This is a genomic window from Sphingomonas guangdongensis (genome assembly GCF_900199185.1).
Lineage (GTDB): Bacteria > Pseudomonadota > Alphaproteobacteria > Sphingomonadales > Sphingomonadaceae > Sphingomonas > Sphingomonas guangdongensis.
Map to the genome: position 1 here is coordinate 220836 of NZ_OBMI01000003.1, position 14701 is coordinate 235536.

The following is a 14701-nucleotide window of genomic DNA, read 5'->3' on the forward strand; positions in this document are numbered from 1 at the left end:
GGCAGGAGTCATCGTGACTTAGGTGCGTCCTCGAGCGAGTCCTGCGGCGCTGTGCCGAGGTCGCGATGCGTCACCGTGGGCGAAAAGCCCGCGCCTTGCAACCGCCGCGCGAGCCGTTCGGCGACGTGGACGGAGCGGTGTCTCCCCCCGGTACAACCGACCGCGATGGTCACATAGGATTTCCCCTCCACCCTGTAGCGGGGAAGCAACAACAGCAGCAGCCGCTCGATCGCGTCGACCGATTCGGCGTAGGCGGGATCGGCCTGGACATAGGCAGCCACGTCCGGATCGAGCCCAGTGCCGGGGCGGAGCTGTGCGTCCCAGTGGGGATTGCGCAGGTAACGCATGTCGAACACCAGGTCGGCGTTGCGCGGCAGCCCGCGCGCGAAGCCGAACGAGACCAGGCCGATCACCGGCTCGCCCAGCCCCTCGCCGGCGAAGCTGCCACGGATCGCCTGCTGGAGCTCGTTGGCCACCATGTTGGTCGTGTCGATCACCCGGTTCGCCCAGCGGCGCAGCGGGTTCAGCAGCTCGCGCTCCCGCGCGATCCCGTCGCTCGCCGGTCGATCGAGCGCGAGCGGGTGGCGCCGGCGCGTTTCCGAGTAGCGCCGCTCCAGCTCGCCCTCCGCGCAGTCGAGGAACAGCGTGCCGATATCGTGGCCGTGAGACTCGCGCAGCTGCTTGATTCGCCCGACGATCCGCTCCGCATCGAAGCCGCGGGTCTGCGCACCGATGCCGAGTGCGAGCGGGCGGGCGTCGCCCTCCGCCCCGGCCGGCAGCGCGGTCGCGAGCAGGCGGTCGAGCAGCAGCAGGGGCAGGTTGTCGACCGTCTCCCAGCCGAGATCCTCCAGCGTGCGGAGCACGGTCGACTTGCCCGCGCCCGACATGCCGGTCACGAGCAGGATGTGCTTGGGCAGGCTCATGTGGCGCGCCGCGCCTTCAGCGCCAATTCGACCTTGATCGGTGCCGAGGGTTCGAGCGCGGGCAGCGCGATCTCACGCAGATCGACGCCGGCAAGCCGGCGGGTGCGGCCGTCCGCCGGCATGCGGGCGGGCAGGGACACGATGGTGACGAGTAGCGCGACCGGTGCCTCGCTGAGGTGCGGCAGCTCGACGATGCCGATCCCGCGCACCTCCAGCTTGCCGGCGAGATTGGCGGGCGCGGTCGCGACCAGCGCACCGCCGCGTCGCAGCAGGGTGGTGTAGTCGTCGCTGACCAGCACCGCGCCGCGATCGATCAGGCGCAGCGCCAGGTCCGACTTCCCCTCGCCCGAGCGTCCCTCGATCAGCACCGCGGCGCCGTCGATCGCGACGCAGCTCGCGTGGATGGTCTCGGAGGAGAGTTCGGTCACGCCGCCTCCAGCGCGCGGGGCAGGCGTACCGTGAAGCAGGCGCCGGGCCCGTCGTCGTTCCGCGATTCGACCATGATGCTGCCCCCATGCCCGTCGACGATCGTCCGGGCAATCGCGAGGCCCAGGCCCGAGTGCTGCCCGAATGCTTCGCTGGCGGGGCGTACCGAATGGAAGCGCCGGAACACGGCGTCGCGCGCCTCCTCCGGCACGCCTGGTCCTTGGTCCTCGACCTGGATCACCAGCTCCTCCGTATCGGCGCCGACGGTCACTCGAATGGTGGCGCCGTCGGGGGAGAAGGACAGGGCATTGTCGATCAGGTTTTCGAACACGCGCTCCAGCCGCGTACCCTCGCCCAGCACCGTGGCCGGCTGAGCCGTCGCGGTGATGTCGAGCGTGAGGGTGACGCCGCGCTCGATCCCCCTCGCGCGACGCTGCTTCACCAGCCCCTCCAGCATTGCCGCGACCGCCACCGGCTCGAACTTGGCACGGCTGAGCTGCGCATCGAGGCGCGAGGCTTCGGAGATGTCGGTGATCAGCCGGTCGAGCCGGTGGACGTCGTCGCGGACGATCGCGAGCAGCCGCTCCTGCAACGAAGGATCGCGCACCCGTCCCAATCCCTCGACGGCCGACCGGAGCGAGGCGAGCGGATTCTTGAGCTCATGGGTGACGTCGGCCGCAAATGCCTCGGTTGCGTCGATCCGGGCGCGCAGTGCGCCGCTCATGTCGGAGAGCGCGCGGGCGAGCAGCCCGATCTCGTCACGGCGCTCCGGCAACCGCGGAACCACTACCTCGCGCGCGCGCCCCAGCCGCACCCGGACCGCGGCGCGCGCCAGACGGCGCAGCGGACGGACGATGGTGCGGGCGAGAAAGAGCGAGAGCAGGGTGGAGAGCAGGAAAGCGATGCCGAGCACCACGGCGAGCCGGAAGCGCTCGATCCGCACGGTGTTGGTAATGTCGATCGCGTTGGCGGTGGTGAAGACAGTGCCGCCCCCGTAGTTCGCCGCGGCCGTGATCACCGGGGTACGATCGGGCGCGCGCCAGACACTGGCACGAGCGACCGCCGGGTCGCGGGCGGCCTGCACGTCCGGCCAGTCGAACCCGCGCTCGTGCGCCCGCTCGCGGAACAGCGGTGGGCGGACCGCGCGCACCACCGTGTCGATCACCGCATCGAGGAAGCGGGCGACATCCTGCTGCCACGGGTCCTTGTCGGGGTCGCGCAGCACGGCGTTGCGCGAGCCCCAGTTGCGGGTGTCGGCGATCAGGTGCCCGGCAAGGTCGTAGACCCGGAGCCGCGCGCCCGTGTCGCGGGCATAGCCCATCAGCAGCGCACGATGTCCGTCCGGCGGCGTCGCCGCGAGCGCGTCGGCAATCAGCCGCGCCTCGCGGCTCGCCTGCGCGATACGGCTGTCGAGGATACGGCTGCGAAAGCTGTCGAGGTAGAAAAATCCGCCCGCCAGCAGCGCGAGCGCGATGATGTTCACCGCCAGAATGCGCGGGGTGAGCGAGACCCTGGACGACCACAGCAGGCGAAGGTCGCGCTCGCTCTCGCGTCCGGCGGCCGACATCACTCCTCGGAAAAGCGGTACCCCGCCCCGTAGAGCGTTTCGATCGCGTCGAACGCCGGATCGACCTCGCGGAACTTGCGGCGGACGCGCTTAATGTGGCTGTCGATGGTGCGGTCGTCGACGTAGATGTCGTCCTGGTACGCGGCGTCCATCAGCTGGTTGCGCGTCTTTACGATGCCGGGCCGCTGCGCCAGCGTCTCCAGAATCAGGAACTCCGTCACGGTCAGCGTCACCGGCCGCCCGTCCCACAGCACCTTGTGGCGTGCCGGATCCATGTTGAGCCGGCCGCGATCGATCGGCGGCTGCGCGTCCTCGCTGCTCGCCGCCTCGCTGCCGCCCGCGGTCTCGACCCGGCGCAGGATGGCGCGGATGCGGGCGATCAGCAGTCGCTGGCTGAAGGGCTTGGCGATGTAATCGTCCGCACCCATCGCGAGGCCGAGCGCCTCGTCGAGCTCGTCGTCCTTGCTGGTGAGGAAGATGACCGGCACGGCGCTGCGCTCCCGCAGGCGGCGGAGCAGCTCCAGCCCGTCGAGCCGCGGCATCTTGATGTCGAGAACCGCCAGGTCGGGCGGGTTGTCGATCAGCGCCTTAAGCGCCGCCTCGCCGTCCGAATAGACCCGCGTGAGGAAGCCTTCGGTCTGCAACGCGATCGACACGGAGGTGAGAATGTTCCTGTCGTCGTCGACGAGCGCGATGGTGGCTGTCATGCAAGGCGGGTTAGTCTAAGATCCTCCCCGCCTCAATCGCCGCGCGCACATTGGTTTGACGCATAACCAATCGCGGCGTAGAAGCAACAAAGCAGAACAGGCGGCCGCGATGTCGCCGGGAACCACTGGGAGGACCATCGTTGACCAATCGCACGCCTGCGCTCGGCCTGGACGCCGTCGGCATCCACACCGATGCCGAGCTGTTCTGGAACCTGACCACCGGCCCGCTGGTCGAGCATGCGGTCCGGCGCGGGGAAGGGCGGCTCGCCGCCGACGGTCCGCTGGTGGTCGAGACGGGGCGCCACACGGGCCGCAGCGCGCAGGACAAGTTCATCGTCCGCGATGCGGAAACGGATGGGACGATCTGGTGGGGCAAGTCGAACAAGGCGATGGCGCCGGAGGCGTTCGCCAACTTAAAGGCCGACTTCCTCGCCGCGCTCGCGGCCAAGGACACGCTGTTCGTCCAAGACCTGTACGGCGGCTCGCAGAAAGGCCACCGCGTCCACGTCCGGGTGGTTAACGAACTCGCCTGGCACAACCTGTTCATCCGCACGATGCTGGTCCGTCCCGAGCCGGGGGAACTCGCCGGCTTCACCCCCGAATACACCATCATCGATCTGCCGAGCGTCGTCGCCGATCCCGAGCGCCACGGCTGCCGCAGCGACACGGTGATCGCGGTGAACCTGTCGGAGAAGCTTATCCTGATCGGGGGGACGAAATACGCCGGCGAGATGAAGAAGTCGGTGTTCGGGCTGCTCAACTATCTGCTGCCGGCGGACGGGATCATGCCGATGCACTGTTCGGCCAACATGGCGCACGACGGCAGCAACACCGCGGTCTTCTTCGGCCTCTCGGGCACCGGCAAGACGACGCTCTCCGCCGATGCCTCGCGCACGCTGATCGGCGACGACGAGCATGGCTGGTCGGACGAAGCGGTCTTCAACTTCGAAGGCGGCTGCTACGCCAAGATGATCCGCCTGTCGGCCGAGGCCGAGCCGGAAATCTTCGCAACCACCAAGCGATTCGGCACGGTGCTGGAGAACGTGGTGATGGACTCGGAGACGCGCGCGCTCGACCTCGACGACAACAGCTTGGCCGAGAACAGCCGCGCCGCCTATCCGATCGACTTCATCCCGAACGCCTCGGCGCGGAACCTGGGGCCGGTCCCGACCAACATCATCTTCCTCACCGCCGACGCCTACGGCGTGCTGCCGCCGATCGCTCGGCTGACGCCCGACCAGGCGATGTATCACTTCCTGTCCGGCTATACAGCGCGGGTCGCGGGTACCGAGATCGGCGTGACGGAGCCGGAGGCGACCTTCTCCACCTGCTTCGGCGCGCCGTTCATGCCGCGACACCCGAGCGTCTACGGCAACCTGCTGAAGGACCGGATCGCGCGCGGTAGAGTCAGCTGCTGGCTGGTCAACACCGGCTGGACCGGCGGCAAGTACGGCGTCGGCACCCGCATGCCGATCCGCGTCACCCGCGCGCTGCTCAACGCCGCACTAGACGGCAGCCTGGCGCGCGCCGAGTTCCGCCGTGACCCGAACTTCGGCTTCCAGGTGCCGGTCGCGGTACCGGGGGTGGACGCAGCGATCCTAGATCCGCGCGCGACGTGGGCCGACCCCGCCGAATACGACGCCACGGCGGCGAAGCTGGTCGACCAGTTCGTCGCCAACTTCGCGCAGTTCGCGGATCATGTCGACTCGGGTGTGCGGGAGGCGGCGCCAGTGGTGAGGGCGGCGTAGGGCCCGGCGGGTCAAGTGCGGCTGAAGCCGTACTAGCCGCTTGCGCGGCGGTGCTTTGATACGCGCCTCCGCCTGCGCTCAATCGCTATTCAGCACGCACGATGTTGTCATAGTGCCGTTCGTGCTGCGTAGCCGCTGAGCTTGTTTAAGCGGCGTATCAAAGGACCTGCTTCAGGCGCCGATCCCTCGCTGACCTTTGCGGCGATGACCGGTGGTGCCAAGGAACGTGCATGACGCAGGGCCGTTTGCGGCCCCGTGCTGGACCTCGATCTCGACCGCCTGACGCTGCCGACCTCGGTGGAGAACCTGCTGATCGCCAGCGGGGCGGTGGTGATCGCGTTGGTCGTGCATGCGGTCGCTTTCGCGCTCGCGCGTCGGGTCGCTGCACGGACGCCCGACACGCTCGACGACGCTGCGGTCCAGCTTGCCAGGCGGCCGGTGCGGTGGATCACGGTGGCGGTGCTGCTGGCAGCGGCGCGGCGTTTCCTGTCGCTGCCAGCGTGGGCGGACGAGGCGTGGCAGCTTGCCGCGGCGATGATCGTGCCCGGGCTGGTCGGCTGGCTCTGCATCACGCTGGTCCGAGTGTACGTCCGCGCGGTCGAGCTGCGCTACGACATCAGCGTCGCCGACAATCTGCGCGCGCGGCGCCGCCGCACCCGTACGACGATCCTCGGTCGTATCGCCGTGCTGCTGGTCGCGCTGGTGACGGTCGCGCTCATGCTGCTGGCGATCCCGAGCATCCGGAGCGTCGGCATCACGCTGATGGCGTCGGCGGGCCTCGCCGGGCTCGCGGTCGGCGCCGCCGCGCAGCCCGCGCTGAAGAACCTGATCGCAGGCGTCCAGCTCGCCTTCACCGAGCCGATCCGGATCGACGACGTCCTGATCATCGAGGGCGAGTGGGGCAAGGTGGAGGAAATCCGCCTGACCTATGTCGTGGTTGCGCTATGGGACGAGCGGCGGCTGATCGTTCCCGTATCGCGCTTTCTGGAGCAGCCGTTCCAGAACTGGACGCGCAACACCAGCCAGCTGCTCGGCAGCGCCTTCTTCTGGCTCGATCCGACCGCCGACATACCGCGGCTGCGCGTCAGGTTCGAGGAGATCGTGCGCGCCAACCCGCGCTGGGACGGTCGCGCCTGCGTGCTGCAGGTGACGGACACCAAGCCCGACGCGATCGAGGTGCGGGTGCTCGCGACCGCCAAGGACGCGCCCACCGCCTTCGACCTGCGCTGCGACCTGCGCGAGGGCGTGCTCGCCTTCATCCGCGACGAGATGCCGGAGGCGCTGCCGCGCGGACGGCAGGTGGTGGAGTGGAAGGCTACGCCTTGATCCACCTTTCCACGTCGGCCGCGACCACGCTGAGCGGCCGGCTGCCGCCGCCGACCACCAGCTGGTTGTAGTCCCGCACGTCGAACCGGGCGCCCAGCGCCGCCTTTGCCCGCTCACGCTGGCGATTGAGCTCGTTGTGCCCGACCTTGTAGCCGCACGCCTGGCCCGGCCACACGCAGTAGCGATCGATCTCGCTGGCGACGCCTTCCACCGTGTCGCCATTGACCTCGGCGAACCACTGCCGCGCGCGGTCGCGGGTCCAGCGCTGGTCGTGGAGTCCGGTATCGGCGACCAGCCGCGCGGCGCGGAACACCATGGAGTTGAGGTAGCCGAGCCGCCCCACGGGATCGTCGTCGTACACGCCAAGCTCGCCCGCGGTCTGCTCGGCATAGAGCGCCCAGCCCTCCGAATAAGGATTGAAGTCCATCAGCGCGCGCAGAAGCGGCAGTCGCTGGCTGTACTCGCCCTCCCAGACATGCCCGGGGATCGCTTCGTGGTAGGTGAGCGTCGGCAGGTTCCAGCGGGTGTGCGCGGCCGGATCCTTGAGGTTGATCCAGAAGCGGCCCGGCACCTTGCCGTCGATCGAGCCCGGACCGCCGTACGCGCCGGGCGCGCCCGCTTCCTCGGCGATCGCGATGCGCCGTACCTCGACATTGCCGCGCGTCAGCGTGCGAAAGGCGCGGGGCAGGCGGGGGCGGAGATCGTCAAGACGGCCCTGGATGAACGCGATGATCTCCGCGCGTCCCTTGTCACCGGCCGAGAAGGCGAAGCGGGGATCGGTAGCGAGCGCCCGCATCCGCACACCGACGCTGCCCTGCGTCATGCCGAGCGAGCGAAGGATCGGCTCCATCTCGGCCTGGAGCTCGGCGATTTGGGCCAGGCCGGTCCGGTGCAGCTCGGCCGGTGGCGCCGTGGTGGTGGTCGCGGCGCGCAGTGCCCAGGCGTAATAGCGCGCGCCGTCCGGCAGCTTCCACACGCCGGCGTCCGAGCGGGCGAGGCGGCGGTGCGCCTCCAGCTCCGCGATCTGCCGATCGAGCGCGGGGCCGACCTGGTCGCGCACGAGCGCCTCGGCTTTCTCTACCCGATCGCCGCCGTACGCGGCGGCGCGGGTCGCGAGCGAGGTGACGACGCGCGCTTCTCCGGGCGCGGTGTCGCGGGTCTGGCGAAGCTGGCGGAGCGTCACGTCGAGCGAGAAGTCGGGTGCGATCACCCCCTGCGCCCGCGCCTCGCGCAGGCGCGCCGTCTCCGCATCCAGCGCCTGCGGCCACCGGGCGAGCCGCGCTAGGTAGGCGTCGGCATCGCTCGCCCGCTCGATGCTGTGGGTCGCGTCCAGGAAGTTGGGCGTGTCGAGATACCGGCCCATGTTCTGCGCGACGACATAGGGCCCGTTGCGGAAGCCGCCGATCGCGACGTCGCCGTAGGGGAAGGCGAAGCCGTCGAGCGCCGTCTGATAGGCGGTCCGCGCGACGCTCAGATGCCTGGCGCTGTCGGGATCGACGCTCGTCGCTGGCAGCGCGTCGATCCGGCGCACGGCGTCCTGCAGCCACGCGATGCGGCGCGCGCGACCGGCTGGCGTCGGATCGGCGACCTGCCGCTTCAGCGCGGCGCGGGGACCAGTGTCGACGCCCAGGCTGGTCGCACTCTCCGGCGCGAGCCGCATGTATTCCTCGGCCAGTGTCTCTGCCAGCGCCCGGCCGGTGCGTGCCTGCGCGGCGAGCGGAGCGGGAAGGGTGGCGAGCGTCAGGCCGGCGATGCCGCTGCCGATCACGTCGCGGCGGGTGGGAGTCACGAGTGCGTCTCCAGTGTGGGCAGGGGTTCGACGGTGAGCGCGGCGCCGCTGCCGCCGGTGATCCGGGCCCGGGCTCCGGCGGGCAGGTCGGGGCCGTGCGCCAGCCATTCACCGTCGCCGACCCGGACGCGGCCAGTGCCGTTCTCGATTGCCTGGACGACCGTCACGGTCTGTCCCAGCAGACGGGCGACCCGGTCGTTGAGCAGCGGGTCGGCGCTCGCGACCGGGTTCTCGCGGTAGTATTTGCGCCCCAGCCACACCGCGATCGCCGACCAGGCAGCGAAGCTCAGCAGCTGGGCGGCGACCGGGAGCTCGGGGAACAGCAGCAGGAACGCGCCGGTGACCGCGGCGGCGGCGGCGAGGAAAACCAGGAACACGCCTGGTACCAGCAGCTCCGCCCCGCCGAGCACCACAGCGGCGACCAGCCACCAGGTGGCCAATCCATCCACCTCCATGCCGATCAGCCTTCTGCCCGGTCAGCGCGGACCCGCGGCACGCCGGGCTCGGCCGGGCGGACCGGCGCACCCGACAGCGCCTCCTTGGCGAGCTCGCCGATCCCGCCCAGCGTCCCGATCAGCTGGGTCGCCTCGACCGGGAACAGGATGGTCTTGGCGTTAGGGCTGGTCGCGAACTTGCCGACCGCCTCCACATATTTCTGCGCGATGAAATAGTTGAGCGACTGGGTCCCGCCGTTCTCGATTGCGTCGGACACGACCTGGGTAGCCTTGGCTTCCGCCTCCGCCTGGCGCTCCCGCGCCTCGGCGTCGCGGAAGGCGGACTCGCGCCGGCCTTCGGCCTCCAGGATGCGCGCCTGCTTCTGGCCCTCCGCCCGCAGGATCTCGGACGCTCGCGTGCCCTCCGCCTCCAGGATGTTGGCGCGCTTCTCTCGCTCGGCCTTCATCTGACGCCCCATCGCCGACACTATGTCGGCGGGCGGGCGGATGTCCTTGATCTCGACGCGGGTGATCTTGACCCCCCACGGCACCGTCGCGTGATCGACGACGGAGAGCAGCCGCGCGTTGATCTCGTCGCGCTTCGAGAGCGTCTCGTCCAGGTCCATGCTGCCCATCACGGTCCGCAGGTTGGTGGTGGTGAGCTGGAGCAGCGCAACGTAGAGGTCCGACACCTCGTACGCCGCCTTGGGCGCGTCGAGCACCTGGAAGAAGACGACGCCATCGGTGGAGACGATCGCGTTGTCCTTGGTGATGATCTCCTGCCCCGGAATATCGATCACCTGCTCCATCATGTTCACCCGCCGGCCGACCCGGTAGAAGAAGGCGGGGTAGAAGTTGAAGCCGGGCGACGCGGTGGTGGTGTAGCGGCCGAAATGCTCAATCGTGTATTGATAGCCCTGGCGCACGATCTTGATCGAGGCGAACAGGTAGAAGACGACCAGCGCCAGGATCAGCGCAGCGGCGATAAGACCCATCAGCAAACTCCCCCGGGGCACAGACGGTACGACTCCGCTGGCGACCCGGCCGCATCGCTAGCATAAGCACCCGATGTCCGCACCCCGAAGGCTCAGCCCCCGCTCGCTCCTGTTCCTGCCCGCGTCCAACCCGCGCGCCGTCGCAAAGGCGCGGATGCTGAAGGCGGACTGCGTCGTGCTCGACCTGGAGGATGCGGTCCCCCGCAGCGACAAGGCGGCGGCGCGGGCGGCTGCGGTGGCGGCGGTGGCCGAGGGGTTCGGGCCGCGGCTGACGGCGATCCGGATCAACGGCGTCGCGGACGGCGAGCACACCGACGACCTGGAGGCCGTCGCGGCGTCGGTCGCCGACTATGTCGTGCTGCCCAAGGTGGAGAACGCGTCGGATGCGGCGGTGGTCGGGAGCGCCTGCCGCCGCCCAGTGCTGGCGATGATCGAGACACCGCCTGGCGTGCTGGCGGCGGCGGAGATCGCTGAGGTGGCGGCGGTGCACGGGCTGATCGCCGGGGTCAACGACCTCAGGGCCTCGCTCGGCATCCCCGCCGGCGCGGACCGGGCGGGTGTCGCGCTGGCGCTACAGACCGTCGTCCTCGCGGCGCGCGCGAGCGGAGGCTGGGCGATCGACGGCGTATTTAATCTGCTCGACGACACGGACGGGCTGGTCGCCGAGTGCCGCGCGGGACGCGACATGGGGTTCGATGGCAAGTCGCTGATCCACCCGGGCCAGGTCGACGCCTGCAACCGGGCGTTCGGCCCGAGCGACGCGGAAGTGGAGGACGCCCGCGCGCTCCTCGCCGCGGCGACGGACGGCGCCGAGCGGTTCCGCGGGCGCATGATCGAGGCGATGCACGTTGCGCAGGCGCAGGCGGTGGTGGCGCGAGTTCGATAGCTCGTCACCCCAGCGAAGGCCGGAGTCCATGTCTCGACCGGTCAACGGCACCGTTGCTCCCACCCGAGACAGACACGCATGCCAGCCTGCGCTGGCATGACGGTTGAACAACCACCTAGCCCCATCCACCGCGCGCGATTACATGGGCCGCCAACCTGCGACTCCCCAAGGACCTTGGCGCTTACATGATCGACATTCCGCTCGGCCTCACCTTCGACGACGTCCTTTTGCTGCCGGCGGAGTCGAGCGTGCTGCCCTCCGGTGCGGACACCGCCACGCGGGTGACGCGCGAACTGTCGCTCAACATCCCGATCCTGTCCTCCGCAATGGACACGGTGACGGAGGAGCAGATGGCGATCATGATGGCGCAGCTGGGCGGCATCGGCGTGCTCCACCGCAACCTGACCGTCGAGGAGCAGGTTGCCGCCGCCAAGGCGGTCAAGCGCTACGAGAGCGGGATGGTCGTCAATCCGATTACCATCACGCCGGACGCGCCGCTCAGCGCCGCGCGCGCTCTGATGGAGCGACACCGGATCAGCGGCATTCCAGTGACGGAGGCATCGGGCAAGCTCCTCGGTATCCTCACCAACCGCGATGTCCGTTTTGCCGAGAACCCGAACCAGCCGGTTGCCGAGCTGATGACGCGCGACAATCTCGCCACCGTTTCAACCGGAGTGACGCAGGAGGAGGCGCGCCGCCTCCTTCACCAGCGCCGGATCGAGAAGCTGCTGGTGGTGGACGAGGACTATGCTTGCGTCGGACTGATCACCGTCAAGGACATCGAGAAGGCGGTCACCTATCCCCACGCGACCAAGGATGCCGCGGGGCGGCTGTGCGTCGCTGCCGCCACGACAGTCGGTGACGCAGGCTTCGCGCGGACGGAGGCGCTGATCGACGCCGACGTCGACCTGATCGTGATCGACACCGCGCACGGCCACAACACCGACGTCGCCCGCGCGGTCGAGCGGGTTAAGAGCCTGAGCAACCGGGTCCAGGTGGTCGCCGGCAACGTCGCGACGGCGGAGGCGACCAAGGCACTGATCGGCGCGGGGGCGGACGGGGTCAAGGTTGGGATCGGTCCGGGATCGATCTGCACCACCCGCGTCGTCGCGGGCGTCGGCGTGCCGCAGCTGACCGCGGTGATGAATGCCGCGGAGGAGGGGCACAAGGCGGGCGTCCCGGTGATCGCCGACGGCGGCATCCGCACCTCCGGCGACATCGCCAAGGCGCTGGCGGCCGGCGCCTCCACCGCCATGATCGGGTCGCTGCTGGCGGGCACGGAAGAGGCGCCGGGCGAAACCTTCCTGTACCAGGGCCGCGCCTACAAGTCGTACCGCGGGATGGGCTCGGTCGGCGCGATGGGCCGCGGCTCGGCCGATCGCTACTTTCAAGGCGACATCAAGGACCAGCTGAAGCTGGTGCCCGAGGGGATCGAGGGCCAGGTGCCCTTTAAGGGCAGCGCGCGCGAGGTGATCCACCAGCTGGTCGGCGGCGTGAAGGCGGCGATGGGCTACACCGGCTCGCGCACCATCCCCGATCTCCAGTCCCGCGCGCAGTTCGTCCGGATCACGGGCGCGGGCTTGCGTGAGAGCCACGTCCACGACGTGACCATCACCCGCGAGGCGCCGAACTACCCGACCCGCGGCTGAGCGGTCAGCGCGGCGGTCGCTTCAGCTCGACGCGGAACAGGCGAAAAGGCGCGCTACCCTTGTTGGTGATGGCGTGCGGCTCCTCGCGGGGCGACCAGATCGCGGGCGGCGGTGCGCCGGCGGGCAGAGCGGTTCGGCTTAGCTCCACCATCCGGCCGTTGCGTACCGCGTAGCGAACGTCCTCGGCCGGCTGCCACGACTGGATGTGGATGACGCTCGGCCAGCGATGCTCATGGATCGCCTCGGTCTCGCCCGGGGCGACGGTGACCTGCAGCACGCGCACCTCGTCGTTCTCGAGCAGGACGACATGGTTCCTGGGCGCGGCGACGACCGCGTCAAGGTCGGCGGGGACGGCGGTCTGCGCGGCGGCGAGCGCGAGTGCGACGAACAAGGTCCTGCCTTCCTCCTGAAGCCGCGGACAAGGTGGCCCGCCACGAAAGCACTGGCAATATCGTTTGTGACCTGCTCCACGCGCGCTCATGACCCCAGCCGCGCGAACCCAGGCCGCCATTGAACTGCTCGACCAGATCACCGTGGCCGCCCGCAACGGCGGCGCGGCGGCCGACGTGCTGATCGCGCGCTATTTCCAGCAGCGCCGCTACGCCGGGTCGAAGGATCGGCGCGCGGTGCGTACGCTCGTCTACGAGGCGATCCGGACGCTGGGCGAGCGGCCGGCGTCGGGTCGGGCGGCGGTGCTGGCGCTGGCGGCCGACAGGCCGGACCTTGCCGCAACCTTCGACGGCAGCGGCTTCGGCCCGGCGGCGATCGCGCCCGGCGAGCCCGTCGCGCGGGCAGGTCTGGCGCCGGCGTGGCTGCACGATGCGCTTCAGCGCTCCGACCTTGACCGGCGGCAGCTGCAGGCGCTGCTCGACCGGGCGCCGCTCGACATTCGTGTCAACACGCTGATGGGCACCCGCGACGATGCCGCTGCCTTGTTCGACGGTGCAGTGCCGATCGCGCACACCCCCGCCGGCTTGCGGCTGCCCGCCGACACCGACGTCGAGCGATCGGACGCCTTCGCCGGCGGGCTGGTCGAGGTGCAGGACGCGGGGAGCCAGCTGGCGACGCTCGCCACCGGTGCTGCGCCTGGCATGACCGTGGTGGACCTGTGCGCCGGGGGTGGGGGCAAGACGCTGGCGCTCGCCGCGCTGATGGCGAACGAGGGGCGGATCGTGGCCACCGACACCGACCGCACCCGGCTTCAGCGCCTGCAGCCGCGCGCGGACCGTGCCGGCGTCACGATCGCCGAGGCCCGGCTGCTTGATCCGGGCGAGGAGGCGGCTGCGCTCGACGACCTACGCGACACGGCGGACCTCGTGCTGGTCGACGCGCCCTGCTCCGGCACGGGCACCTGGCGCCGCAACCCGGAGGCGCGCTGGCGGCTCACGGCGGCGCGGCTCGCCCGGCTGCTCGAGACGCAGTGCCGGCTGCTCGACCTGGCGGCGGCGCTGGTGCGGCCGGGCGGGGCGCTTGCTTTTGTCGTTTGCTCCCTGCTCGACGCGGAGGGGCGCGAGCAGGTCGACGGCTTCCTCGGTCGCCATGCCGGCTGGTCGACCGAGCCCGTCGCGATCGGTACCGCTCATGGCGCCGGCGCGCGGCTCACCCCCGCAAGCGACGGCACCGACGGGTTTTTTGTCGCGCGCCTGCGGCGTCCGTGATAGCCAGCACGGCAATGCCTCGCTGGGAGTTCGTCATGCGGTACCTCTCGGTCACGGTCGCGATCGGCCTGACCCTCGTCAGCCTCTCCACGTCCCTGAGCGGCCAGCGGCCCGATGACCAGATCGACCCGCGCTCGATTGCCTTGCTGGAGCGCGGCAAGGCGGCGCGCGCGGCGGGCAACCTCGCCGGTGCCAACGATCTGATCGAGACCGCGCTGGTGGTCGATCCGCGCAACCGCGGCGCCTTCACGACTCTGGCGGAGATCGCGCGGGTGCAGGACCTGCCGGGCAAGGCGATCCGCCTGTACCGCGAGGCGCTGACGATCGAGCCGAACGACGTCGCGGCGCTGAAGGGACAGGGCGAGGCGCTGGTCCAGAAGGGGGCGGTCGAGCGAGCCAAGGAGAATCTGGCCAAGATCCGCACCATCTGCGGCGCGACCTGCGGCGAGGGCGCCGCGCTCGCCGCGTCGATCGCGAAGGGACCGCCCGTACGCGCAGTTGCCGCTGCCACGACGACGCCGGACAAGGTCCCGACGGCCAAGAACTGATTTCCCGATCGTCTTGCCAGCGAACGCTGGCATCTTTCCCGATAG

General features: G+C 70.0%; 14 protein-coding genes. 6 read left to right on the plus strand and 8 right to left on the minus strand.

Annotated features, from left to right (window positions below; genetic code table 11):
• Positions 1–8: 8 nt before the first annotated feature.
• From rapZ to CRO12_RS13055, 4 genes are read right to left on the minus strand one after another with little or no spacing between them, the layout of a single operon-like run.
• Positions 9–923, minus strand: a complete 915-nt coding sequence (rapZ, locus tag CRO12_RS13040) for an RNase adapter RapZ (protein ID WP_097064517.1) — start codon at positions 921–923, stop codon at positions 9–11.
• Positions 920–1351 carry an HPr kinase/phosphorylase gene (locus tag CRO12_RS13045; RefSeq protein WP_097064518.1) on the minus strand — a complete coding sequence of 144 codons (432 nt, stop codon included), beginning with the start codon at positions 1349–1351 and terminating at the stop codon, positions 920–922. Before CRO12_RS13045 ends, rapZ begins: the two co-directional genes overlap by 4 nt.
• The gene (locus CRO12_RS13050) at positions 1348–2916 is read right to left on the minus strand and encodes an ATP-binding protein (RefSeq protein ID WP_097064519.1); all 1569 of its coding nucleotides are present in this window, start codon (positions 2914–2916) and stop codon (positions 1348–1350) included. Before CRO12_RS13050 ends, CRO12_RS13045 begins: the two co-directional genes overlap by 4 nt.
• Positions 2916–3623, minus strand: coding sequence for a response regulator transcription factor (locus tag CRO12_RS13055; RefSeq protein WP_097064520.1), 708 nt, complete (start codon positions 3621–3623; stop codon positions 2916–2918). The genes CRO12_RS13050 and CRO12_RS13055 overlap by 1 nt, the downstream gene beginning before the upstream one ends.
• Positions 3624–3763: 140 nt before the next feature.
• Here CRO12_RS13055 and CRO12_RS13060 point away from each other — a divergent pair, with 140 nt between their 5' ends.
• Both CRO12_RS13060 and CRO12_RS13065 read left to right on the plus strand, forming a co-directional pair.
• Complete coding sequence (locus CRO12_RS13060; protein WP_097064521.1) at positions 3764–5371, plus strand: phosphoenolpyruvate carboxykinase; 1608 nt, start codon at positions 3764–3766, stop codon at positions 5369–5371.
• 255 nt (positions 5372–5626) lie between these two features.
• The gene (locus CRO12_RS13065; RefSeq protein ID WP_097064522.1) at positions 5627–6697 is read left to right on the plus strand and encodes a mechanosensitive ion channel family protein; all 1071 of its coding nucleotides are present in this window, start codon (positions 5627–5629) and stop codon (positions 6695–6697) included.
• Here CRO12_RS13065 and CRO12_RS13070 read toward each other — a convergent pair.
• From CRO12_RS13070 to CRO12_RS13080, 3 genes are read right to left on the minus strand one after another with little or no spacing between them, the layout of a single operon-like run.
• Entirely contained in the window at positions 6687–8486 is a 1800-nt protein-coding gene (locus CRO12_RS13070; RefSeq protein WP_097064523.1) for a DUF885 domain-containing protein, read from the minus strand. The genes CRO12_RS13065 and CRO12_RS13070 overlap by 11 nt on opposite strands.
• Positions 8483–8941, minus strand: a complete 459-nt coding sequence (locus CRO12_RS13075) for an NfeD family protein (protein WP_097064524.1) — start codon at positions 8939–8941, stop codon at positions 8483–8485. Before CRO12_RS13075 ends, CRO12_RS13070 begins: the two co-directional genes overlap by 4 nt.
• A 5-nt stretch (positions 8942–8946) precedes the next feature.
• Positions 8947–9915 (minus strand): SPFH domain-containing protein, encoded by a 969-nt coding sequence (locus tag CRO12_RS13080; protein ID WP_097064525.1) that lies wholly within the window; start codon positions 9913–9915, stop codon positions 8947–8949.
• A gap of 73 nt (positions 9916–9988) precedes the next feature.
• Here CRO12_RS13080 and CRO12_RS13085 point away from each other — a divergent pair, with 73 nt between their 5' ends.
• Positions 9989–10801 (plus strand): HpcH/HpaI aldolase/citrate lyase family protein, encoded by an 813-nt coding sequence (locus CRO12_RS13085; protein WP_097064526.1) that lies wholly within the window; start codon positions 9989–9991, stop codon positions 10799–10801.
• Between the two features lie 188 nt (positions 10802–10989).
• The gene (gene guaB, locus CRO12_RS13090) at positions 10990–12450 is read left to right on the plus strand and encodes an IMP dehydrogenase (RefSeq protein WP_097065060.1); all 1461 of its coding nucleotides are present in this window, start codon (positions 10990–10992) and stop codon (positions 12448–12450) included.
• A gap of 4 nt (positions 12451–12454) precedes the next feature.
• Here the strand turns inward: guaB and CRO12_RS13095 are convergent, their stop codons facing one another.
• Positions 12455–12841 (minus strand): cupin domain-containing protein, encoded by a 387-nt coding sequence (locus CRO12_RS13095; RefSeq protein WP_097064527.1) that lies wholly within the window; start codon positions 12839–12841, stop codon positions 12455–12457.
• An 88-nt stretch (positions 12842–12929) separates the two neighbouring features.
• On the opposite strand from CRO12_RS13095, the gene CRO12_RS13100 reads away from it, so the two are divergent.
• Together CRO12_RS13100 and CRO12_RS13105 are read left to right on the plus strand one after the other, a co-directional pair.
• Positions 12930–14108: an RsmB/NOP family class I SAM-dependent RNA methyltransferase gene (locus CRO12_RS13100; protein ID WP_097064528.1), complete on the plus strand. Its 1179-nt coding sequence runs from the start codon at positions 12930–12932 to the stop codon at positions 14106–14108.
• Between the two features lie 35 nt (positions 14109–14143).
• Complete coding sequence (locus tag CRO12_RS13105; RefSeq protein WP_097065061.1) at positions 14144–14656, plus strand: tetratricopeptide repeat protein; 513 nt, start codon at positions 14144–14146, stop codon at positions 14654–14656.
• Positions 14657–14701: the final 45 nt, after the last annotated feature.

What these genes read in the sequence shown, in the direction of transcription:
- rapZ (WP_097064517.1), bottom strand. Translation starts at nt 923, where the DNA reads ATGAGCCTGCCCAAGCACATCCTGCTCGTGACCGGCATGTCGGGCGCG.
- CRO12_RS13050 (WP_097064519.1), bottom strand. Translation starts at nt 2,916, where the DNA reads ATGTCGGCCGCCGGACGCGAGAGCGAGCGCGACCTTCGCCTGCTGTGG.
- CRO12_RS13055 (WP_097064520.1), bottom strand. Translation starts at nt 3,623, where the DNA reads ATGACAGCCACCATCGCGCTCGTCGACGACGACAGGAACATTCTCACC.
- CRO12_RS13075 (WP_097064524.1), bottom strand. Translation starts at nt 8,941, where the DNA reads ATGGAGGTGGATGGATTGGCCACCTGGTGGCTGGTCGCCGCTGTGGTG.
- CRO12_RS13080 (WP_097064525.1), bottom strand. Translation starts at nt 9,915, where the DNA reads ATGGGTCTTATCGCCGCTGCGCTGATCCTGGCGCTGGTCGTCTTCTAC.
- CRO12_RS13085 (WP_097064526.1), top strand. Translation starts at nt 9,989, where the DNA reads ATGTCCGCACCCCGAAGGCTCAGCCCCCGCTCGCTCCTGTTCCTGCCC.
- CRO12_RS13100 (WP_097064528.1), top strand. Translation starts at nt 12,930, where the DNA reads ATGACCCCAGCCGCGCGAACCCAGGCCGCCATTGAACTGCTCGACCAG.
- CRO12_RS13105 (WP_097065061.1), top strand. Translation starts at nt 14,144, where the DNA reads ATGCGGTACCTCTCGGTCACGGTCGCGATCGGCCTGACCCTCGTCAGC.